The organism is Dendronalium phyllosphericum CENA369, assembly GCF_016056275.1.
Taxonomy (GTDB): domain Bacteria; phylum Cyanobacteriota; class Cyanobacteriia; order Cyanobacteriales; family Nostocaceae; genus Dendronalium; species Dendronalium phyllosphericum.
This window is the reverse complement of the sequence record NZ_JAECZA010000205.1, coordinates 1-21,314: the sequence shown is the minus strand read 5'-3', so window position 1 is coordinate 21,314 and position 21,314 is coordinate 1. Positions and strand designations below refer to the sequence as shown.

At 44.7% G+C, this 21,314-nt stretch carries 17 protein-coding genes; 6 read left to right on the top strand and 11 right to left on the bottom strand.

Translation table 11 applies throughout. The features are described from left to right. Positions 1-178: 178 nt before the first annotated feature. Together dnaK and I8752_RS22740 are read left to right on the top strand one after the other, a co-directional pair. Positions 179-2,233: a molecular chaperone DnaK gene (gene dnaK, locus I8752_RS22745; protein ID WP_214434534.1), complete on the top strand. Its 2,055-nt coding sequence runs from the start codon at positions 179-181 to the stop codon at positions 2,231-2,233. A gap of 111 nt (positions 2,234-2,344) precedes the next feature. Further along, entirely contained in the window at positions 2,345-3,340 is a 996-nt protein-coding gene (locus tag I8752_RS22740) for a DnaJ C-terminal domain-containing protein (protein ID WP_214434533.1), read from the top strand. 128 nt (positions 3,341-3,468) lie between these two features. Here I8752_RS22740 and I8752_RS22735 read toward each other — a convergent pair whose 3' ends face one another. Further along, positions 3,469-4,461 carry a bestrophin family protein gene (locus I8752_RS22735; protein ID WP_225895844.1) on the bottom strand — a complete coding sequence of 331 codons (993 nt, stop codon included), beginning with the start codon at positions 4,459-4,461 and terminating at the stop codon, positions 3,469-3,471. A 402-nt stretch (positions 4,462-4,863) separates the two neighbouring features. Continuing rightward, positions 4,864-5,067: a hypothetical protein gene (locus tag I8752_RS22730; protein ID WP_214434531.1), complete on the bottom strand. Its 204-nt coding sequence runs from the start codon at positions 5,065-5,067 to the stop codon at positions 4,864-4,866. A gap of 97 nt (positions 5,068-5,164) precedes the next feature. On the opposite strand from I8752_RS22730, the gene I8752_RS22725 reads away from it, so the two are divergent. Then, complete coding sequence (locus I8752_RS22725; protein WP_214434549.1) at positions 5,165-5,695, top strand: J domain-containing protein; 531 nt, start codon at positions 5,165-5,167, stop codon at positions 5,693-5,695. Positions 5,696-5,716: 21 nt separating this feature from the next. Further along, positions 5,717-5,989, top strand: a complete 273-nt coding sequence (locus I8752_RS22720; RefSeq protein WP_214434530.1) for a DUF3143 domain-containing protein — start codon at positions 5,717-5,719, stop codon at positions 5,987-5,989. A gap of 60 nt (positions 5,990-6,049) precedes the next feature. Here the strand turns inward: I8752_RS22720 and I8752_RS22715 are convergent, their stop codons facing one another. The 3 genes from I8752_RS22715 to lysA all read right to left on the bottom strand — a co-directional run bounded on the left by I8752_RS22715 (position 6,050) and on the right by lysA (position 9,588). Next, positions 6,050-6,799 (bottom strand): isoprenyl transferase, encoded by a 750-nt coding sequence (locus I8752_RS22715; protein ID WP_214434529.1) that lies wholly within the window; start codon positions 6,797-6,799, stop codon positions 6,050-6,052. Further along, positions 6,796-7,719: a diadenylate cyclase CdaA gene (gene cdaA / locus I8752_RS22710; RefSeq protein WP_214434528.1), complete on the bottom strand. Its 924-nt coding sequence runs from the start codon at positions 7,717-7,719 to the stop codon at positions 6,796-6,798. Before cdaA ends, I8752_RS22715 begins: the two co-directional genes overlap by 4 nt. A 453-nt stretch (positions 7,720-8,172) precedes the next feature. Then, complete coding sequence (gene lysA, locus I8752_RS22705; protein ID WP_214434527.1) at positions 8,173-9,588, bottom strand: diaminopimelate decarboxylase; 1,416 nt, start codon at positions 9,586-9,588, stop codon at positions 8,173-8,175. A gap of 376 nt (positions 9,589-9,964) precedes the next feature. On the opposite strand from lysA, the gene rimI reads away from it, so the two are divergent. Next, entirely contained in the window at positions 9,965-10,516 is a 552-nt protein-coding gene (gene rimI / locus I8752_RS22700; RefSeq protein WP_214434526.1) for a ribosomal protein S18-alanine N-acetyltransferase, read from the top strand. Positions 10,517-10,903: 387 nt separating this feature from the next. Continuing rightward, positions 10,904-13,375, top strand: coding sequence for an ATP-dependent Clp protease ATP-binding subunit (locus I8752_RS22695; protein WP_214434525.1), 2,472 nt, complete (start codon positions 10,904-10,906; stop codon positions 13,373-13,375). 218 nt (positions 13,376-13,593) lie between these two features. Here the strand turns inward: I8752_RS22695 and I8752_RS22690 are convergent, their stop codons facing one another. From I8752_RS22690 to I8752_RS22665, 6 genes are all read right to left on the bottom strand, one after another. Next, entirely contained in the window at positions 13,594-14,988 is a 1,395-nt protein-coding gene (locus I8752_RS22690; protein ID WP_214434524.1) for an ATP-binding protein, read from the bottom strand. Positions 14,989-15,014: 26 nt separating this feature from the next. After that, positions 15,015-16,679, bottom strand: coding sequence for an FAD-dependent oxidoreductase (locus I8752_RS22685; RefSeq protein ID WP_214434523.1), 1,665 nt, complete (start codon positions 16,677-16,679; stop codon positions 15,015-15,017). A gap of 61 nt (positions 16,680-16,740) precedes the next feature. Then, on the bottom strand, positions 16,741-16,950 hold the full coding sequence (locus tag I8752_RS22680) for a hypothetical protein (protein ID WP_214434522.1): 210 nt from the start codon (positions 16,948-16,950) through the stop codon (positions 16,741-16,743). A gap of 276 nt (positions 16,951-17,226) precedes the next feature. After that, positions 17,227-18,093, bottom strand: a complete 867-nt coding sequence (locus tag I8752_RS22675) for an NAD(P)-dependent oxidoreductase (RefSeq protein ID WP_214434521.1) — start codon at positions 18,091-18,093, stop codon at positions 17,227-17,229. Between the two features lie 420 nt (positions 18,094-18,513). Further along, positions 18,514-19,713: a class I SAM-dependent methyltransferase gene (locus I8752_RS22670; RefSeq protein ID WP_214434520.1), complete on the bottom strand. Its 1,200-nt coding sequence runs from the start codon at positions 19,711-19,713 to the stop codon at positions 18,514-18,516. 157 nt (positions 19,714-19,870) lie between these two features. Then, the gene (locus I8752_RS22665) at positions 19,871-21,175 is read right to left on the bottom strand and encodes a dihydrolipoamide acetyltransferase family protein (RefSeq protein WP_214434519.1); all 1,305 of its coding nucleotides are present in this window, start codon (positions 21,173-21,175) and stop codon (positions 19,871-19,873) included. Positions 21,176-21,314 lie beyond the last annotated feature (139 nt).

The window sequence follows — 21,314 nt, the reverse complement described above, 5'->3', positions numbered from 1 at the left end:
TACTAAGCATCGTCAATGTTATTCTAGTCTTGCAACTAGCTCCTCAAGCTTAAATTTCTCTACTTTTGCCTTAATGATTATTATACCATTGAGGCGTTTTCATCCTGTAGCACACAGCTAGAGATAGTCCCGCCCAATCATAATAAATATATAAGTCACGCTAGGAGAAGAGTAACGCATGGGCAAGGTAGTCGGCATCGACTTGGGTACAACCAACTCAGTAGTCGCCGTAATGGAGGGTGGCAAGCCGGTGGTGATTGCCAATGCAGAAGGAATGCGAACAACCCCCTCCGTAGTTGGCTTCAGCAAAGATGGCGAAAGAGTGGTTGGGCAAATGGCACGGCGACAAACCGTCCTCAACCCTCAAAATACTTTTTTCTCAGTCAAACGCTTCATTGGGCGCAAGTATGGCGAACTCAACCCAGAATCAAAACGCGTACCCTACACTATCCGCAAAGACGAAGTAGGTAATATAAAAATTGCCTGTCCTCGCCAGAATCGTGATTTTGCCCCAGAAGAAATTTCGGCAATGGTGCTGAAGAAATTAGCAGATGATGCTAGTACCTATTTAGGCGAACCAGTCACAGGGGCAGTAATTACAGTTCCCGCTTATTTTAACGATTCCCAGCGGCAAGCCACCCGCGATGCTGGCAGAATAGCTGGCTTAGATGTGTTGCGGATTCTCAACGAACCGACAGCTGCATCTTTGGCTTATGGATTAGACCGAGGCGATGTTGAAACTATATTAGTATTTGACTTGGGTGGCGGCACTTTTGACGTGTCGATTCTGGAAGTAGGCGATGGCATATTTGAAGTCAAAGCTACTAGTGGAGATACTCAACTTGGCGGAAACGACTTTGATAAAAAAATAGTAGATTGGCTAGCAGAGCAATTTTTAGAAGCTGAAGGTGTAGACTTAAGACGCGATCGCCAAGCTTTGCAACGTCTGATGGAAGCATCAGAAAAAGCCAAAATCGAGCTATCTGCTGTCAGCGTCACCGATATTAACCTACCATTTATTGCCGCCGACCAGGAAGGCCCCAAACACCTAGAAACTCGCATCACTCGTTCGCAATTTGAAAGTTTGTGCCTTGACTTAGTCAGCCGACTGCGGACACCAGTCAAACGCGCCCTCAAAGATGCCGGACTTTCACCCACAGACATTGAGGAAGTTGTGTTAGTTGGTGGTTCCACTCGGATGCCAATGGTGAAGCAGCTAGTCCGGGACTTAATTGGCATAGAACCCAACGAAAACGTCAACCCTGATGAAGTAGTAGCAGTTGGTGCAGCAATTCAAGCAGGCATTCTCCAAGGCGAACTCAAGGATGTGCTGCTTTTGGATGTCACACCCCTGTCCTTGGGACTAGAAACCATCGGCGGCGTGATGAAAAAACTCATCCCCCGCAACACTACCATCCCAGTTCGCCGTTCTGACATTTTTTCGACATCAGAAAATAACCAAAATACCGTCGAAATTCACGTAGTCCAAGGCGAACGGGAAATGTCAGCAAACAACAAGTCCTTGGGACGTTTCAAGCTGTATGGTATCCCCCCAGCGCCACGAGGTATTCCCCAAGTTCAGGTATCGTTTGATATTGATGCCAACGGGATTTTACAAGTCACAGCCTTAGATAGAACTACTGGACGAGAGCAGAGTATCACAATTCAAGGTGCTTCTACCTTAAGCGAGTCGGAAGTGAATCGAATGATTCAGGATGCCCAAAAGTATGCTGATATCGACCGCGAACGCAAAGAACGAATAGAAAAGCGCACTCGTGCTGAGGGGTTAATTGGGCAAGCCGAACGCCAACTCAGAGAAGTGGCTTTGGAATTTGGGATGCAGTTTTCCCGCAACCGTCGCCAACGAATTGACAGTATTTGCCGAGAATTGCGAGAAAGCTTACAGCAAAACGACGATCGCGGTATCGATCAAGCTTACGCTGATTTACAAGATGCTTTGTATGAACTAAATCGAGAAGTTCGCCAGTATTACGCTGAGGACGAAGACGACGACTTGCTTGGTACTATTCGTGACATCTTTACAGGCGGCGATAAAGAACGAGAACGAGAACGCGATTTTTCCAGAGACACATACCGAGAACGTGATTCTTATAGTAGTAGAGACTACGACAAAGACTATGGCAGAGATTATTCTTCCTATGACAGCCGTCCGCCTCGCAAACCATCTCGTCCAAGCTACCAGGATAACTGGGATGATGATGACGATTGGTAATTTGTCAGTAGTCAGTAGTCAGTAGATACAGAACTAACAACTAACAACTGACAACTGACAACTAACAATTAACTGACAACTAAAAGTTTAAAATTTCAAGTTAAATTGACTATGCAAAATTTGCAGAATTTCCGCGATTATTACGAAATGTTGGGAGTACCTAAGGATGCCTCCAGTGAAGAAATTAAAAAGGTTTTTCGGCGGTTAGCAAGACAGTATCACCCCGATCTAAATCCTGGAAATAAAGCAGCAGAAGAAAAATTTAAAGATATTGGTGAGGCTTACGAAGTTCTTTCTGATACGGCCAAGCGCGCGCAGTACGACCAGTTTAGCCGTTACTGGCGGCAAAAAGGCTTTGGTAAATCAACTCCCAAGGCTAAAAGTTGGGGAGATACTCGCACTAATGGTCATAACGGCACACAAGATGTAGATCCTAGCCAGTTTGGCGACTTTGAAAGTTTTATTAATCAAGTCATCGGGGTTGGCACTCGCAAAGACAACAATAGTGGCAGTAATAGCAATAGCGATCCCTATCGTTCTCCTACAAGTAAAGTTCAATACACAGTACCGCCGAAAAGTACGCCACGTCCCGCACGGCGAGATATAGAAGCGAGATTGACTCTACCACTAGAAAAAGCTTATCAAGGTGGCAACGAACGCATTCGTTTAGAAGATGGGCGATCGCTAGAAGTTAATATGCCTCCAGGTATGGTTACAGGTCAATCCATCCGCCTGCGAAATCAAGGTATTGGTGGCGGCGATTTGTATTTAAAAATTACTGTCGAACCTCATTCGTTATTCAAGCTAGAAGGTTCTAATATATTTTGCCAAGTACCTATTACTCCTAGCGAGGCAGTTTTGGGAGGACAGGTAGAAGCACCAACTCTAGACGGCCCGGTGAAAATGGCTATTCCCCCAGGAGTCAGGTCTGGTCAAAGGCTTCGCTTGGCGAATAAAGGCTACCCCTCCGAAAATGGCAAACGTGGCGACCAATTAGTAGAAATTCAGATACTTACTCCCAAAAATATCAGCCCTGAAGAACGAGAACTTTATGAAAAATTGCGGCAAATTGAAACCTTCAAACCCCGTGCTGATTTATTAAATTAAACACGAGGTATCGCAAAAATTGATATTGCGATCGCATCAGGAGTTGTTACAAATCCTCAACTTTCTTTACAGTTATGATATGTTGAATAGCTGTTAACTCCTGTAAGATAAACCTTTCTCTTCCACAGCTACTCCAAGTTGAAGAGACGATTCGAGTAATATTCAGAAGTAAAGCCGATTAATTCTTCAACATTGCTTGCTATTGTGTTGCAAATCCGATTCAATGGTAAATCATTTGGATCGAAGCCAAAAGGTTCTTCAATCTCTGAGCCAATTTGTTCGATACTCAATAATGTGAAACTCACAAAAGCTATAACTGGCGCAGTCCACCAAGTTAGATAGCTAACAACTTCTAGAGGCAATATTAAACAGAAAATAAATAACAATTGTCTGAGTTTAATAGTGTATATCAATGGTAGGGGCGTTTTTAAAATACGTTCGCAGCCACCTAAAATATCTACTAACTCATCTACACACTCTTGTAAGCTAGTCAATTGATAGATATCAAGACAATTACGCTCTTGTTGATACTGCAAATAATCTCCTATCCAGAAAGCAATTTTTAGTGGACGATTGTCGCTTTCCTGTAGTTGTAGATATTGTTTTTTAGACATTAATGATGCTAATTGGTCGTCTAAAGGTGCTGACCTTAGATGTAATTTCATTGCAAACGCAAAAGCAACTACTAGCCGAAGTATTGATTCTTTTTCTAATCTATCTTCGGGTGTTTTATCTTTAACTATTATCCAAATTCCACGAGTCAAGTTACGAGATGTATTAACTAAAGCCCCCCATAGCTGACGACCTTCCCAAAATCTGTCATGGGCTGTATTTGTGCGAAAAACTAATAACAAAGTAAAGCCAATATTAAAACTCAAGACAGCATTAGTCAAGATGCCATTTGATTCCGCAAATGCTATTGGTAAATCATAATGGTAAAGTAATGAGACTAAAAACCCATAAATACTACAAAATAGTACCCAAGGAAAAATGATCGGGAAAATTGCCCTTTCAAGCCGAAAAGTTACTTGGAACCAGTTCAGTTTCTCGCCAGTATAAAGATGATACTTGTCTATTAAAGAGTTCTGCGAATTGCCATGAAACCGTTTGAATCTTTTCATATTAGTATGATTTGAGCGGTTCATTAATTAGCAACATAAGTTGTGTTTTTTAGCTAATGTTAGCTTAACGAAGCTAGATACTACGTAGACGCGTAGACGCAAAGCGATTTACTTACCACTAAGCATCGCTTTCGCATGAAGTAAATTCTTTTTTTAGAGCAACTATTACTGGTTTGGCGGCAGCACCTCCTTGTTGGCTATAGAGAAGTTATGAGTAAAGGATGAGCGATCGCAGACTAATTTCATCTAATTATTTTTATTTACAAAAAGAGACATAAATTTAGATATATTAATAACATCATAACCAATTTTCCGTAAACCGTCTTTAGATAGGGAAAAAGCTGCAATTTGAATATAAGAGACAAAAAAACAGCAAAACAGAGATAACTAAATACCCATTCTTTAGTAATCTGCCAACCATCTGCTTACCACTACGCCAAGTTTATCTAACGCACCACTATTACTCCACCAACCCAAAATTGCTGGGTTAAGGCTGACACGGAGAGAAGTCGGAGCGCCGGCTTCCGGCGATCTGAACTTCGGGAGACGCGGGGATATGGGGACGCGGAGAATTTTTAACCAAGCAAAGTTTCCTTGGCAGACCACTAGTCCAGCCCCTAGTCTCCAGTTATGAGGAGGTTTACAATATTAGAAAAAACTCGATCGCAAGGTGACTCAAACAGCCGTGAATCATCATGGGGCAATGCCACAAAGGAGTGAATCCACATATTACTTCCTGCTAGGACTGCATCCCTCAGCATCGGTAATAGACATTCGTCGTGCTTATCGGGAACTGAGCAAACGCTATCATCCTGATACTACAGACTTGCCTGCTGCTGTCGCTACTATTAAATTTCAGCAAATTAACGAAGCCTATGCTACTCTTAGCAATCCAGAACGCCGACTCAACTATGACCTGAGAATTGGTTATTCGCGCTTTGCGGTAGTTCAACCACCCCCTGACTTGAACCGTCCTGTCTCTAGTTCTTATGATTACTCGAAATCAGCTTACTTAGATGCAACCGATCGCCCCCTCTCTTCTGGTGAAATTTTTGCTTTGTTTATTATGGGATTAACCATTTTAGGTTGTCTGCTGCTAGCGATCGGCATAGGCTTGACTCGTGGTGAAGCTGCTTTTCAAACGCAGCTGCAACCAAATCCAGCATTACAAAAGCCAATTACCCATGTATCGCAACTGATTATCCCTTGGGAAATTAAAAATTTTCCCATCTAAAATCCCAAATCTAAAATTATTATGTCTTTTCTTCCACCTGATACCCCACTCTATAGTCATCCCCTACCGCAAATTGAGCAGTGGTTGAAAGACCAAGGCTGTCAACAAGATGAAACCGAGTTACATTGCTGGCGCATACAACGACCCAGCTGGCAAGCCGAACTGTGGCTCGATATTGAGCAAATTGTAGTTCGATACGTCCAAGCTGGTGACAACGGACAAGATATTCAGCGTTCGTTCAAGTATTCCCTGAGTCGAGAAGACATAGAACAAGCAGTTTTTTCCGGGCCGTAAATAGGGATCGGCGATTGGCGATTGGCAAAGAAAGTCTTACCAGTCCCTAGTCCCCAATCCCTAAATTTTCCCAAATCTTCGCTCTCTTTGCTGGTAAGCACATAAGGCTTGGTGAAATTTAGTGCGGTCAAAATCAGGCCAGAGGGTATCGGTGATATAAATTTCTCCATAAGCCATTTGCCAAAGCAGAAAATTTGAGAGGCGCATTTCTCCACTGGTACGGATTAACAAATCTGGATCGGTGATTCCTGCTGTGTATAGATGGCGTTCAAATACTTTTTCATCAATTTCATTGGGTTGCAACAGACCTTGCTGAACTTTTTCGGCGATCGCCCGACAAGCTTGTAAAATTTCTTGTCGTCCGCCATAATTAGTTGCTACAGAAAACCGGATACCACGATTATTCTTGGTTGCTTCCATCGAACGAGAAATTTCTGCTTGCAGCGATCGCGGCAGTGCATGTAAATTGCCAACAAACTGAATTTGTACGTTCTCCTCAACCATTTCGCGCAACTCTTGGCGCAAAACTCTTTGAAACAAAGTCATCAAAAAATCTACTTCTTCTTGAGGTCTTTTCCAGTTCTCAGTCGAAAAAGCATAAGCTGTCAGCGCTTGAATTCCCCAATCTTGACAACAGCGCAGCAAATCCTTAAGGGCATCCACTCCTCGCTTATGACCCATAATTCGAGGTAGACCTTGACGTTTAGCCCATCGACCATTGCCATCCATAATTACCGCAACGTGCTTAGGTAGGAGTTCCCGTTTCAAATCAGGGGGCAATTCTTGGAGTTGAGTTTGTTGTACTGTCATTTTTTATCTCGAGAGGCGGTCGATGGTAATCCGAGTAAACGTGAAACCAGTGTTAATGCCTTACCACCAAGCTGACGACCCAAACTAAATAAACCAGGAGCAACAGCTTCCCGATCTACAGCGGGAGACAATCGAGCCTCTAATGACTCTTTGAGTTTCCTAATCGTCAGCGGTCTATTTAGAGTTCCCCGTTCCGCTAAGGAAATAGAACCCGTTTCTTCTGATACCACGACACAAATACAATTTTCAACCCTCTCAGTAATTCCCATCGCCGCTCGATGTCGTGTGCCTAACTGGCGCGAGGCGGTACGTCCCGAAAGTGGTAAAATTATACCTGATGACGCAATCCGCGAGCCACGAATCAACGTCGCCCCGTCGTGTAATAGAGTTTTTGGTTGAAAAATTGTTTGGATCAATTCCTTAGAAACATCAGCATTTAACTTGACTCCAGGCACAGAAAAATCCCGCTCATCAATTGGGCCAGTTGTTTCCAAAATCAGCAAAGCTCCAATGCGGTTTTTTGAGAGTTCTTTAACTGCTTCCACAATTTCATCAATCACACTATCAGACTTGGGGACTGACAGATTGGATGGTTGAAATAACTGCCGGAATTCACCACGTCCTAATTGTTCCAAAAAACGGCGAAACTCTGATTGGAGAGCAACTGCCATCGCTACAGCACAGCCAATCACCAACTTTTCTAGTACAAAATTTAGCAGTGGCAATCCCAATTTATTACTGAGTGCCGAAGCTAACATTAAAATAATAAATCCCCGCACCATCCACAATGTCCGGCGCTCGTTAATAATGACTAGGATCGTGTACGTCAGCGCCAGCACAAACACGATATCCAAAGTCCCAAGCAGCAAGGACTGCGACCATCCCAGGTTTGTCAGCCATTGCTTCCACCAATCTCTCATGACATCTGGTGTGAAAGGATGAAGTGTGAAGTATGTACGGCTTTGCCGTTACCGTTCGCGCAGCATCTTTGCCAAGAGAAGGGTAGGATAAAGTATAAAGGATGAAGTGTAAAGTTACAAAATATGAAGCTATAAAGTTTGAAATTGAAAATTTTCATCCTTATCCTTCACCTTTAGATATTTCATCCTCCCTTTTAGGAACGGCTAAAACCGAACAGTCTTTATCCTAGCCTCAGGCAAGCCCTACTTACTATTCCAGAATGGCTTCGCCGAACGGGTGATGTACCTTCGTTGTTAGCTACAAAGGCACATCACCCGGAGGGAGGTTCCCTCCGTTGAAATCACTGCCGTTGGCTATTGCCGACTTGTTCGTTGAAAGCTTTCCGTTCCCTTAAAGAGAGTTGCCGCAGGCTAGGGTAGGAAGTGGTATGGAAACCCCCAAGTGGCGTTGGTTCACCGCTTCGTGTCTACATCCTTCTTCAGTCTTGCCGGTAGGCGATCTTGCCGAATCAAGTCTTGGTAAGTTTCGCGTTGCAAAATCAAATTTGCTTCGCCATTCGCCACTACAACTGCTGCCGGTCGGGGTAAGCGGTTGTAGTTAGATGCCATACTGTAATTGTACGCACCAGTTCCCATTACTACGAGAATATCTCCTGGTTGAGTTTTTGGCAGTTGGGCATCTTTAATTAAAACATCTCCTGATTCACAATGCTTACCAGCAATTGTTACTGTTTGTGTTAGATGAGCGGACATTTTGTTGGCAACTACTGCCCGGTAAACTGACTGGTAAGTAATTGGACGCGGATTATCGGATAATCCTCCATCCACCGCTACATAAGTACGGATGTCAGGAATAACTTTTGCTGAACCGATAGTATAAGCTGTAACGGTAGAGTTAGCAATTAGCGATCGCCCAGGTTCGCAAAGTAATTTTGGCAAAGGTAAATTTTCTGCCGCACAAGCTTCTTGAATCACTTCACAAATTGGTATTACCCACTCTTCGATGCTGGGTGGATCGTCTGATTCTGTATAATTAACACCCAAGCCGCCACCAACATCTAACTCTGTCAGAGTTAAACCATAGCTGGCAGCTTTAGTTAACCACTGCACCATCAAAGCAGCCAAATCTCGATGTGGTTGGCGTTCAAAAATTTGCGAACCAATATGAGCGTGTACTCCCACGCAATTTAGAGCTGGTTGCTGACTTACAAAAGTAAACACTTTATCCAAATCGTTTGGATCGAAGCCAAATTTACTATCTAATCGACCAGTACGAATGTATTCATGGGTATGACAATCAATACCAGGTGTCAAACGTAACAAGATGCGGACAGGCTGTTCCTCTGATGCTAATTCAACTAGAGTTTGCAACTCATACCAGTTATCTGCGACAACATTGATACCAGAGTCAATTGCGTAAAGTAATTCTGCACGAGATTTATTATTTCCGTGGAAGTAAATTTTATCGGGACTGACACCAGCAGTGAGTGCTGTGTAAAGTTCGCCTCCAGAGGCGACATCGATTCCTAAACCTTCACTATTGGCAATAGCGCAAACAGCTAGGCAATTCCATGCTTTGGAAGCATATACTACCTGAGATTCACCTTGGTAATATCGTTTGAAAGTATCTCGGTATTGTTGACAAGCAGTTCGCAAAGTTTCTTCATCTAAAATATATAAAGGTGAACCAAACTGCCGAACTAGGGTTGTGACATCACACCCACCAATTTCCAGGAAATCATGACTATTAACTCTAGCGCTCAAAGGTAAAAGTTCCTGGTTGGGCGAGAGTTTTATGTCTGGGCTACGCCTTTGAGGTAAATACTGAATACCAGCATGTTTAACCCCAGTGGGGTGAGTCGATACCATAACTATGTAAGTTTTCCTTGCTCAAATTACGGGCGCGAGTAAGTCACCCGATTCTCAGTTTACCTAATTTCGCCAACTGAGAAGAAGGCAGCCATGCAGGAAGCAATAGACAGAAGGTAATGTTCTCAAAGGAATTCAGACCTTTGCTCTCTTGTTGTTGACCAAGCCCTGTTGGGGCGGGGTGTAGGGTGTGGGGTATGGGGTGTGGGGAAAGAGATAGCCCCAATCAACCGTATGTGGTACAATTTTAAGCTTTTCAAGACGATAGCATTGGTAGGGGTTCCAAGCCCCCAGATGGTGCAGTCTTCACTACACCCGTTGCGCCACACCCCACACCCGATTCTTGACAATGAGTTTGTAACCTTATCCAAACTAAATGCGATCTTATTTAGACTTAAAACTTAAATTGCTGACCTTAGAAGATTTGAACGCAATCCTCGAACTAGATGCAATCTGCTTTGGGGGTCTATGGACTCTTGAGGGGTACCAACGCGAGTTAGCTAGTCCTAACAGTGACTTACTCGGCTTATTTTCTCCTATTTCTAGGACTAAACTGCTGGGAATGGTTTGCTTTTGGTCAATTTTAGAGGAAGCCCACATTACAATTTTGGCAGTTCATCCCCAATATCAGCGTCAAGGTTTGGGGCAAGCTTTACTATATTCTCTGCTAAAGACAGCTAGCGATCGCGGCTTAGAGCGAGCTACTCTCGAAGTCCGAGCTTCTAACCTAGCTGCAATATCTTTGTATCAAAAATTTGGCTTCAAAACAGCCGGACGGCGGCGACGTTATTACCAAGACAATGGCGAAGATGCTCTGATTCTTTGGCTTTCAGATTTGCAAAAGCCAAAATTTCAAAAAACTTTGAGCGACTGGCACAATCTTGTTAGCGAACGCCTTAGCAAATCTTCTTGGCAGCTGCTTTTATAGTCATAGTAGTTTTGCCATCGCATTCCCATGTTCCTGGAAATTTCATGATTATTTTTAATTAAAGAAAATTTTATTATTGAAATAATATATCAGTGCTTAATATTGTTGAATTTGAGCGTGTAGATATGTTAATAATTAGTATTTGTGACTGGCAAAATAAGTCTTCACTCGCAATGGGCGGCTGCGTGTAGTCAAACCCAGAAATGCCGATAAATTCAAGCTCCTCAGTACGGCAGCTACACAAAAAGTAATGAATAGTGAGCAATAGTATCATCAATTTGGATGATACATGTTGTCATGTCTATAATCTTTATACAGGCATCCAAAAGCCTAGCCTGTGCTAAAATCAGCGTACCGGCACGACGCAGGTGATGGGATCAATGTTATATGTTTGAACGCTTCACAGAAAAAGCCATTAAGGTAATCATGCTGGCCCAAGAAGAGGCCCGCCGTCTAGGTCACAATTTCGTCGGAACCGAACAGATCCTCTTGGGTCTAATTGGAGAAGGAACCGGCGTAGCGGCCAAGGTGTTGAAATCCATGGGTGTCAATCTCAAAGATGCCCGAATTGAAGTAGAAAAAATCATAGGCCGGGGTTCGGGCTTTGTTGCCGTGGAAATACCGTTTACGCCACGGGCAAAGCGAGTTCTAGAACTCTCCTTAGAGGAAGCGCGCCAATTAGGACATAACTACATTGGCACCGAGCATCTGTTGTTGGGCCTGATCCGGGAAGGGGAAGGTGTGGCAGCCAGGGTGCTAGAAAACCTCGGTGTGGATCTATCTAAGGTAAGAACCCAAGTCATTCGGATGCTGGGAGAAACAGCCGAAGTTGGTGCCCCTGGCGGTCAGTCAGGACGTACCAAAACTCCAACCTTGGATGAATTTGGCTCGAACCTCACCCAAATGGCGACGGACAATAAGCTCGATCCAGTGGTAGGACGTGCTAAAGAAATCGAGCGCGTAATTCAGATTTTGGGTCGTCGGACTAAAAACAACCCCGTGCTGATTGGTGAGCCTGGGGTAGGTAAAACCGCGATCGCTGAAGGTCTAGCATCGCGCATCGCTAACAAAGATGTACCCGACATCTTAGAAGATAAGCGTGTAGTCACACTGGATATCGGCTTACTAGTAGCTGGAACCAAGTACCGGGGTGAATTTGAAGAACGCCTGAAGAAAATCATGGATGAGATTCGCCAGGCGGGCAATGTCATTCTCGTAATTGACGAAGTTCACACCTTAATTGGCGCAGGCGCGGCAGAAGGAGCCATTGACGCAGCAAATATCCTCAAACCAGCTTTGGCTAGAGGTGAATTGCAGTGCATCGGCGCGACCACCTTGGATGAATACCGCAAGCACATCGAGCGGGATGCAGCCTTAGAGCGTCGCTTCCAGCCAGTCATGGTAGGCGAACCCACTGTCGATGAAACAATCGAAATTTTGTACGGTCTGCGCGATCGCTACGAGCAACATCACAAGCTGAAAATCTCCGATGAAGCCTTGGTGGCAGCGGCGAAGCTATCCGATAGATATATTAGCGATCGCTACTTGCCAGATAAAGCCATCGACTTGATTGATGAAGCTGGTTCCCGCGTGCGCTTGATTAACTCCCAACTGCCACCCGCAGCCAAAGAGTTAGACAAAGAACTACGGCAAATCCTCAAAGAAAAAGATGATGCCGTGCGTTCCCAAGACTTTGATAGAGCTGGGGAACTGCGCGATCGGGAAATGGAAATCAAAGCCGAAATCCGCGCCATTGCTCAAAGCAAAACCAATGCTTCTGGTACAGAAGGCGAAGAACCTGTAGTCACCGAAGAGGACATTGCCCACATCGTCGCTTCCTGGACAGGCGTACCAGTGAACAAACTCACCGAATCTGAGTCCGAGAAGCTGTTGCACATGGAAGACACCTTGCATCAGCGTTTAATCGGACAAGAAGATGCTGTGAAGGCAGTTTCACGCGCCATCCGTCGCGCTCGTGTCGGTTTGAAAAATCCCAATCGACCCATCGCCAGCTTTGTCTTCTCCGGGCCTACCGGGGTAGGTAAAACCGAGCTAGCGAAATCCTTAGCGTCTTACTTCTTCGGTTCTGAAGAAGCAATGATCCGCTTGGATATGTCGGAATACATGGAGCGTCACACCGTTAGTAAGTTGATTGGTTCGCCTCCTGGTTATGTTGGTTACAACGAAGGCGGTCAGTTAACCGAAGCAGTGCGTCGCCGTCCTTACACCGTGGTGCTATTCGACGAAATCGAAAAAGCCCACCCCGATGTATTCAACATGCTGCTGCAAATCTTGGAAGATGGTCGGTTAACCGATGCCAAAGGTCGCACCGTTGACTTTAAGAATACCTTGCTGATTTTGACTTCCAATATCGGTTCTAAGGTTATTGAAAAAGGTGCTTCCACTATTGGTTTTGAATTTGCCGATGATACTGGCGAATCGCAGTACAACCGAATTAAAACTCTGGTGAACGAAGAACTCAAGCAGTACTTCCGTCCAGAATTCCTCAACCGCTTGGATGAGATTATCGTCTTCCGTCAATTGAACAGAGACGAAGTGACACAAATCGCCGATATCATGCTCAAAGAAGTGTTTGGTCGCCTGACAGAAAAAGGTATCAACCTAGAAGTCACCGAACGCTTCAAAGACCGCTTGATTCAAGAAGGTTACAGCCCCAGCTATGGTGCAAGACCTTTACGCCGGGCGATTATGCGCTTATTGGAAGATAGTCTTGCAGAAGAAATTCTGTCTGGTCGCATCAAGGAAGGCGATACAGCTGTTGTTGATGTCGATGACAGCGGTAACGTTCAGGTGACTTCTCAACAGCAGCGAGAATTATTACCTCAAGGAATCGAGTAAGCTGTAAAATTTGGGATTAAGTCTCAAATATAAATTTAGGAAACGGTAGAAGAATGTAAGTCTCTACCGTTTTTTGTCTGAAAATCATTCTTTTTCAAATGGTTTATTAGACTTCTTGCAGAAGTCGGTAAAAGGGTAAGGGGGAAAGGTTTGTTATTTCCCCTTTACCCCTTACCCTTTTCCCATCTCTTGCAAAAAGAACTTTTGCAAGAGGTCTATTAATTTGACAAAGGTAAGCAAATGGTGAAACAAGTTTTGCCTGGCTGCGACTGAAATGAAAGCGTACCGTGATGGCGATTTTCTACAATCCGGCGAACGGTTTCTAAACCGAGTCCCGAACCATGACCTACTGCTTTGGTGGTGAAGAAAGGTTCAAAAATGCGGGTTTGAATTTCAGGTGGAATTCCACTGCCAGAATCGACGATCTCAATATAGGCAAAGCGATCGCAATGCCGTGTTGCAATTTCCAGCAATCCCTTACCATCCATGGCATCAATGGCGTTGTCAATTAAATTTGTCCACACCTGATTGAGTTCGCTGCCATAAGCAAGGATTTTCGGAAGGTTGCGATCGTAATTGCGTTGCACTTGCACGCCGCACTTGAGTTTATGCACAAATAATCGCAAGGTATCTTCTAAGCCTTGATGTATATCTATTTCTTGCCGAGTGCCTTGGTCGAGGTAAGTATAAGATTTCATTGCTTGCACGAGTTCGGAAATCCTCTCGGCTCCTCGCAAACCATGTTTGATCGTTGACATAACTTCAAACGAGAGCGCTAACCAGTGCAATCCTATTTCTCGCAATTCCGTATCGTCGTTGCGCCAACGTTCCACGAGCTGGTCTAAGGTTTCGACCTCAATACCGCCTTCTGCTAGAGGTTCCGCTAATTTCCATGCCTGCTTTACACCATAGTCTTCTAACCATTCCAGTAAGACGGCTTCGCGATCGCTTAGTGCCACTGGGTCTAGCTGATTATTCAAAATTGCCTCATAGCCGCGCTCGCGTACTCTCAACCAATGTTGAGTATGGGCTTCTTCAACATTGCGTTGTCCATAAACTAAGTTCATTCGTTCTAGTTCCAGGATGGCGGCTGGCATTTCTGCAAAAGTACGAACCAGTGCTGCGGCTGGGTTGTTGAGTTCGTGAGCAAGACCCGCGGCAAGTGTCCCTAAAGCTGCCATCTTTTCGCGTCCGCGAATGAAAGACTCTAGCCCCCGGACACGACGTTGCATAATCCGGAAGACCATCCGCTCAAAATCACGACATTCATGCAGCAGTTTCCGGAAGTCTTCTCCCTTTAATTCATAGAGGTTGCAATTTGTCAATGCCCGCATTGTCACAGGTGCGGGTTCATCTGTAAGTACTGGAATTTCACCAAAAAAGGATGGGGCTTCGTGTTGCCCAATGGGAATTTCAACTCCTTCAGTGCGGCGAGTGATGTTGATTTTACCTTTGACTAAGATAAATAAGCGACATGCATGGTCTCCCTCATGTGCCAACACTTCTCCAGGGCCGAGTTCAATCGTTTGAGCGCGATCGCAAACCCACTGCAATCGCTCTTTAGGAAGCTGTTTAAACGGCTCTAAGTCGATCAATTCCTCAACACATAACATTAATTAATGAACCTCTTAGGAATTAGCTAAACATTGCTCAGGTAACGGTGAACGAATTGAATGGCGATAGAGCCTTCTCCCACACCGGATGCCACGCGCTTAATTGAGCCGTAGCGCACATCTCCAGCAGCAAAGATACCAGGAACGCTGGTTTCTAATAAGAAAGGAGAACGTTCTAAATGCCAACCTGGGGGAGATTTGCCATTATGCATCAAGTCTGGCCCCGTGAGAATAAACCCTTGGGCATCGCGTTGAATAATGCCATCGAGCCAATCTGTTTTGGGACTAGCACCGATAAAAATAAACAGCGATCGCGCTGGCACAATTTCGATTTGCCCAGTTTTGGCATGAGCGATCGTAATTGCTTCTAAATGTTCTTCTCCCTTGACTTCTACAACACTGCAACTCGTGCAAACTTGGATATTTTCAGTAGCAGCAATTTGGTCAATCAAGTATTGAGACATACTCGATGATAGTGACTCTCCCCGCACCAATATAATCACTTTGCTGGCATACTTAGAAAAGTGCATAGCTGCCTGTCCGACAGAATTGGCCCCGCCTACCAAGTAAACCTCTTCATTGCTACAGGCGATCGCTTCAGTCATCGCAGCACCGTAGTAAATTCCAGCCCCTGTCAGCTTCTCGGCTCCTGGCACATTTAGCCAACGGTAAGAAACGCCGGTTGCAACTAAGAGTGCATGGCAACTAATCTCGCTGCCATCTGCTAATTGCAGAACTCGGTAAGGATTTTGCAGCCTTACTCCAGTTACTATTTGAGGAGTAAGAATTTCTACTCCAAATCGCCGCGCTTGGGTAACTCCCCGCCTAGCCAAATCGCTGCCACTCAAACCAACAGGAAACCCTAGATAGTTCTCAATCCGCGAACTCGTCCCAGCTTGTCCTCCTGGTGCTTCCCGCTCGATTAAGACAGTACTCAATCCCTCAGAAGCGCCATAAACAGCCGCTGCCAGTCCGGCAGGGCCACCACCCACAATCGCTAAGTCATAAAAGGGACGCTCTGCCTGAGTTTGCAGTCCAATTTTCGCGGCAATCTCTAAATTAGATGGTTGGATTAATCGAGAACCATCAGGAAATAGCACCAAGGGTAATTGCTGTCTGCCATCAGCTTGGGCGTATTCCACCAGTTTTGTGGCATCTTGTTCTAGTTCAATATCTAACCACTTGTAGGGAATCTGGTTACGCGCCAGGAAGTCTTTCACTTGATGAGAAAAAGGCGACCAGCGATTACCAATGACTCGAATGCCTTCAAAGGGTGGGCGGAATCCAGCTAGCCAATCATCTAGCAAATCATCTAAAACTGGATATAGTCTCTCTTCTGGTGGATTCCAGGGCTTGAGTAAGTAATAATCAAGTTTGGCACTGTTAATTGATTTTATCGCAGCATCCGTATCTGCATACGCCGTTAACAAGGCACGTTTGGCATCAGGAAAGATCGCTTTTGCCTGTTCGAGGAACTCCACACCCCCCATTTGGGGCATACGTTGATCCACTAAGAACAGAGCAACTGGTTCATTCCGTAATTTGAGTTGCTGCACTACATCTAGAGCTGCAATCCCGGAATCTGCTCGGACAATGCGAAAGCGATCGCCATACTGATGCCGCAAGTCTCGTGACACCGCTTGCAAGACTTCTGGATCGTCATCGACGGTTAAAATTGCAGGTTTTGCCATCACTACTGTTACTAAAGAATTACAGTGCCTAGCCGTTGTCTTGAAAATGTCGTCAAAATATCTACTGTTTAACCAGTTGCTTTAAACGAAAGTATGCTTCTTCTGGTGTTAACGGTTCGGATTGTTTTTCATTAGGTATATAAAATACCCAGGTATCGGGAAAGTAATGCACCACAAAGCTGGGAATTAAACCTAAGTTGATTGCTTGCTTTCCGAGTTTTTCAGTTTGTTCCTCTAAACTCAGTTGGTCGTGAAATGAATGTTCGGCCATACTTTTTTACCTTCCTGCACTCGATCGCTCTTTTGTGACTCACATAAGAGTATAATCGCCAGGGTATCCAGAAATTACGAGGAGTCTGCGATCGCCTTCTTTGGTAGCTGCCACAACCATCACAGTACAGCGCCGAAACTGCGACTTACTCCAGAATAAGTTTTTAAAACTTTGGTAGGGCGATCGCCAAATAAAACTAACTGTAACGATGAGACAATTTCAAACTGAAGCGCACTAAGAAAAATTACAGCTAGTATGCGATCGCTTGGGAATTGTTTAATCTGCCCATTCCTTAATTACAGAAAATAGTGATGAGTAATCATCATCAGCAAATGACATTTTTACTGCTGCTTGTAAGATTTGGCGCACGCCTTTAATACTGCTTAGATCCAAGCCACGAGATTTAGCTTCCGAGATAAACAAATCTGTATCTTTTAGCAAATGCTTTGTGGGAAAATTCGGATCGGCATAATTTCTATCCAGCATTCTTTGTAGCTTTTTGTCAAAAGTAGGTGCGTATAGCGAACTATCGCGGAGGATTTGCATAAATAAATCCACATCAACACCTTGACGCTGAATAAAAGCCAGACTCAGGGCAAAGCTACTCGTCAGGGAAGCAATTAATTGATTTAATGCCAACTTCAGCGCCGCAGCAGTTCCCACTGGCCCCACTAATAAAGGTTCTGGGCCAAAATTTTGCAATAACTCTAAATGGTTTTGATATTGTTCTGGTTCGGCCCCTACCATCACAATTAATTTTCCAGTTTTGGCTTCTGGGATACTACCCAGCACAGGCGCTTCTATATATTCGCCCCCACCTCCGACTACAGAATCTCTAATTTCTTGGCTTTCTGTGGGAGTAATTGTCCCCATCTGGATAATGGTGCGTCCTTCGAGAGTTTGCCAAGAAGTATCTGAAAGCAAAACATGATAAATTGCTGCGGCATTTGTCAGCATCAGAATAATGCACTCAGCCGCACGAATGGCGTGGCGGGGATGAGTGACAATTTCCGCGCCAGCTGCTTGGAGGGGTGCTAATTTTTCTGGGGTACGGTTATAGGCAACTACCTGTATATTTGCTGCTAACAATCTTTGAGCCATTGGTAGTCCCATGAGTCCAGTTCCCAGAAATGCCACCTTCATTGTTTGCGTTCCTTTAATACAACATAGGCGAAGTCCTTCTTAGACATCGCGTTTCTATCATTTAATAGTTATTTGCTAGGGAAAAGTGATTTAAGATTTTAATTTCATCTCAAATCTCTTTTCCCTACTTTCTAAATCTAGCGATCAACCACCTGCGGCAAAAGTCACCATAATTAGAACTGAAAGTAATATACCGGGGGTAAGTAATGTTACTAACAATAACAATTCATGAGCAGTCATAATGATTACTTCCTTAATGTTTTTGAATTTACAGTAATCAATGTAATGCTAGTCCATATAAAGCTGATACAGCATTCTTTCAGAGAGTTTTAATTTTTTAGATTTACCAAGCCCCTTATGGGTGGCTTAATTTCCCTACTCCCTACACCCCACACCCTATCCCCTACACCCTGTTCATCTTTACTCTGGCACAATTAATCCTTTGAGGGATTGAGAAACTTCTTTTTCCTTGAGTCCTTTACTTTGAACTAAGACTCCAAAGCCGCCTAGTCCCATAGGATCTAGTAGCTGGTGTAAGGACTCCCGCCGTTGCAGCAACTGTGAGATCGGTATCTGTTGATGGGAGAGGGCAGCAATCCGACTTCCCAAACCCAACGCCATCAAAAATAAAGCTTGCTGCGTAAAACCAACTTTTTCTAAACCGCACCGATCGCCCCATCGCTCCAAAGCAGTAAAATCAACATGAGCTGTGATGTCTTGCTGCCCAATATTGATATAGGGATTGTTGTGATAGCGATGCTGGTAGTAGCATTGTAGCGTTCCTTGCGATCGCCTGGGATTATAATAACGACTGGCAGGGTAGCCATAATCAATTGTTAGCACATACCCTCTTTGCAAGCGGTCTGCTACTATACTCAACCAATCAAGAGCAGCGAGATTAATTTCACTGCGATACCCATTTTCATAAGTATTTTGAGCGAAATTAATTCCTACCAAATCAAAATATTGTGCTAGTTGCTGTGTAGAAGGTTCCCCTGTCACTTCTACAAAGGAAAGGGCAGCAGGCGAAGAGATTTCCCCTTTATCTCCCTCATCTTCCCTCGTTGTCACGTAAATCTCGCGTACTTCCCCCGCCTCTAAGATAAATTGATGTACTGGAAACGCATCCACCAATTCATTAGAAAAAAAGCAGCCAGTAATTGAGTTAGTTGGTATCTCTTCAAGATTGCACCAACGCACTCGGAACTCTTGCAGGCGTTGCTGCTGTTCTTGTCTTAATGCTAGCGACTTTTCCACAATGACGTACTCCAGTGCAGCAAAAAAATCTGGGTAGTGCAACTGATAGTAGTTGAGGATATATAACGCCAAGAGTCCTTGACCTGCTCCCATTTCTACCAAAGAAAAAGGCACAGGTCGTCCTAAAATCTCCCACATTTCGACAAACTGTTCTGCCAATAACTCGCCAAAATCAGCGCCGAGATTGGAAGAAGTGAAAAAATCACTTCCTTTAAATCCAATTTTGACTGCATTGCTGGAATAGTAGCCGTACTCAGGGTGATATAACACCATATCCATGTATTCAGCGAAAGTAATTCGCCGCTGGGGACTAGCAGCAATGCGATGGGCGATAGTTAGACAAAGCGTCAAATTGGAATTCATAGGAAAGTTGCAAGTTAGGAAGCAGAGGGGGGATGAAAGAGCTGGGGAGGCTGGGGGAGATAAAATTTCTGCCTTCTGCCTCCTGCCTCCTACCTCCTGCCTCCTGCCTCCTGCCTCTTGTACAGACAAGGATTAATCGCGTCTCTACTCAGCACTTCTAGAGCGTTAAAGATTGAGGGTTCGTCTCAATTAACTTCGCCAAATCTTGTAAGAATGCCGCAGCATGTGCACCGTAAATAATCCGGTGGTCAGAAGTAATATTTACTTGCATTTGTTGCCGCACGCCAAATAAACCGTCAGGTGTTGCTACTACTTGCGGACGAGATGCGCCGATCGCTAAAATTGAGCCTTGTCCGGGCGGCAAAATTGCATCAAATTTGTCTACACCAAACATTCCTAAATTAGATACGGTAAAAGTACCACTGTTGTATTCCTGTGGTTGTAATTGTTTTGTCCTAGCGCGTTCTACTAAAGATTTCCAGGTGCGCGAGAGAGAATAAATATCTACTGTATCCGCATTTTGTAACACTGGTGTAATCAATCCGCCATCATCCATTGCCACAGCTACGGAAATGTTGATGTCAGAATGATAGACAATTCCTTGGTCTGAATAACTAGCATTTAATAATGGATGTTTTTGCAACGTCACAGCTACGGCTTTCGCCAGTAGTGCTGTCATTGTCACGCCTTTGGACTTAATTTGCTTGTAAAGTTTGTCTAGTCCATCAGTGGTAATTGTGTAACCGACGCGGAAAACAGGTACGGACAGACTAGCTACCATATTCCGTACTACGGCATTTTGGAAGGTAGTTAAGGGTACTACCTGACCGGGAACAGCACTGGCTGCGGCTGGGATAGGTGCGGGTGCTGTTGGCTGGGATGGTGGCGGTGCAGGCGCGATTGTTGGTGCGGGTGTTGCTGGGGTAACGGGTGTGGGGGTGGGTTGCTTACCTTTATTGAGAGCTTCCACATCCTCAGCTACGATGCGCCCATAAGGGCCGCTGCCTTTGAGAGTAGTCAAATCAACTTTTAGTTCTTTCGCCAACTTGCGGGCGCGGGGTGAAGCTACAAGCCGTCCTTCTCGGTGGTTAGATCCGTTTTGAGATGCTAAGGCAGGTTCGCCCACAGAGGCTGTCGCTGCAACTGGTGTAGGAGCAGACGCAGGAGTAGCCGCAGCGCCACTTGCATTGCCCGAAGACTTGGCGGTTTCGATTTCGGTTTCTGTTTCTGCTATGTAAGCGATCGCAGCTCCTACACTTGCAGTTTCTCCAGCTTGTACTATGATGTGGGCAAGATATCCTTCATAGAAGGTTTCTACATCCATATCTGCCTTATCTGACTCGACAACCACCACTGTTTCGCCTTTTTCCACTTTGTCACCTGGCGATTTTACCCAAGAGACAATTTTGCCTTCGGTCATGGTGGAGCTAAGGGCCGGCATGAATACTTCGTGAATGCTCATATAGTGGTTTCAGAATCAATAGTTTATGGACTTTAACAGCTTCAGCCAGATCGAATTGTATCTCGGTTGAGCAGTTTTGGATTTTAGATTTTCTTATTGACGTTGGGGAGTAAGGGGGAGCAGGGGAAGTAGGGGGAGT

What these genes read in the sequence shown, in the direction of transcription:
- I8752_RS22690 (WP_214434524.1), bottom strand. Translation starts at nt 14,988, where the DNA reads ATGTTATGTGTTGAGGAATTGATCGACTTAGAGCCGTTTAAACAGCTT.
- I8752_RS22720 (WP_214434530.1), top strand. Translation starts at nt 5,717, where the DNA reads ATGTCTTTTCTTCCACCTGATACCCCACTCTATAGTCATCCCCTACCG.
- I8752_RS22665 (WP_214434519.1), bottom strand. Translation starts at nt 21,175, where the DNA reads ATGAGCATTCACGAAGTATTCATGCCGGCCCTTAGCTCCACCATGACC.
- rimI (WP_214434526.1), top strand. Translation starts at nt 9,965, where the DNA reads ATGCGATCTTATTTAGACTTAAAACTTAAATTGCTGACCTTAGAAGAT.
- lysA (WP_214434527.1), bottom strand. Translation starts at nt 9,588, where the DNA reads ATGGTATCGACTCACCCCACTGGGGTTAAACATGCTGGTATTCAGTAT.
- I8752_RS22680 (WP_214434522.1), bottom strand. Translation starts at nt 16,950, where the DNA reads ATGGCCGAACATTCATTTCACGACCAACTGAGTTTAGAGGAACAAACT.
- cdaA (WP_214434528.1), bottom strand. Translation starts at nt 7,719, where the DNA reads ATGAGAGATTGGTGGAAGCAATGGCTGACAAACCTGGGATGGTCGCAG.
- I8752_RS22715 (WP_214434529.1), bottom strand. Translation starts at nt 6,799, where the DNA reads ATGACAGTACAACAAACTCAACTCCAAGAATTGCCCCCTGATTTGAAA.
- I8752_RS22725 (WP_214434549.1), top strand. Translation starts at nt 5,165, where the DNA reads ATGCCACAAAGGAGTGAATCCACATATTACTTCCTGCTAGGACTGCAT.
- I8752_RS22670 (WP_214434520.1), bottom strand. Translation starts at nt 19,713, where the DNA reads ATGAATTCCAATTTGACGCTTTGTCTAACTATCGCCCATCGCATTGCT.
- dnaK (WP_214434534.1), top strand. Translation starts at nt 179, where the DNA reads ATGGGCAAGGTAGTCGGCATCGACTTGGGTACAACCAACTCAGTAGTC.
- I8752_RS22675 (WP_214434521.1), bottom strand. Translation starts at nt 18,093, where the DNA reads ATGAAGGTGGCATTTCTGGGAACTGGACTCATGGGACTACCAATGGCT.
- I8752_RS22695 (WP_214434525.1), top strand. Translation starts at nt 10,904, where the DNA reads ATGTTTGAACGCTTCACAGAAAAAGCCATTAAGGTAATCATGCTGGCC.
- I8752_RS22685 (WP_214434523.1), bottom strand. Translation starts at nt 16,679, where the DNA reads ATGGCAAAACCTGCAATTTTAACCGTCGATGACGATCCAGAAGTCTTG.
- I8752_RS22735 (WP_225895844.1), bottom strand. Translation starts at nt 4,461, where the DNA reads ATGAAAAGATTCAAACGGTTTCATGGCAATTCGCAGAACTCTTTAATA.
- I8752_RS22740 (WP_214434533.1), top strand. Translation starts at nt 2,345, where the DNA reads ATGCAAAATTTGCAGAATTTCCGCGATTATTACGAAATGTTGGGAGTA.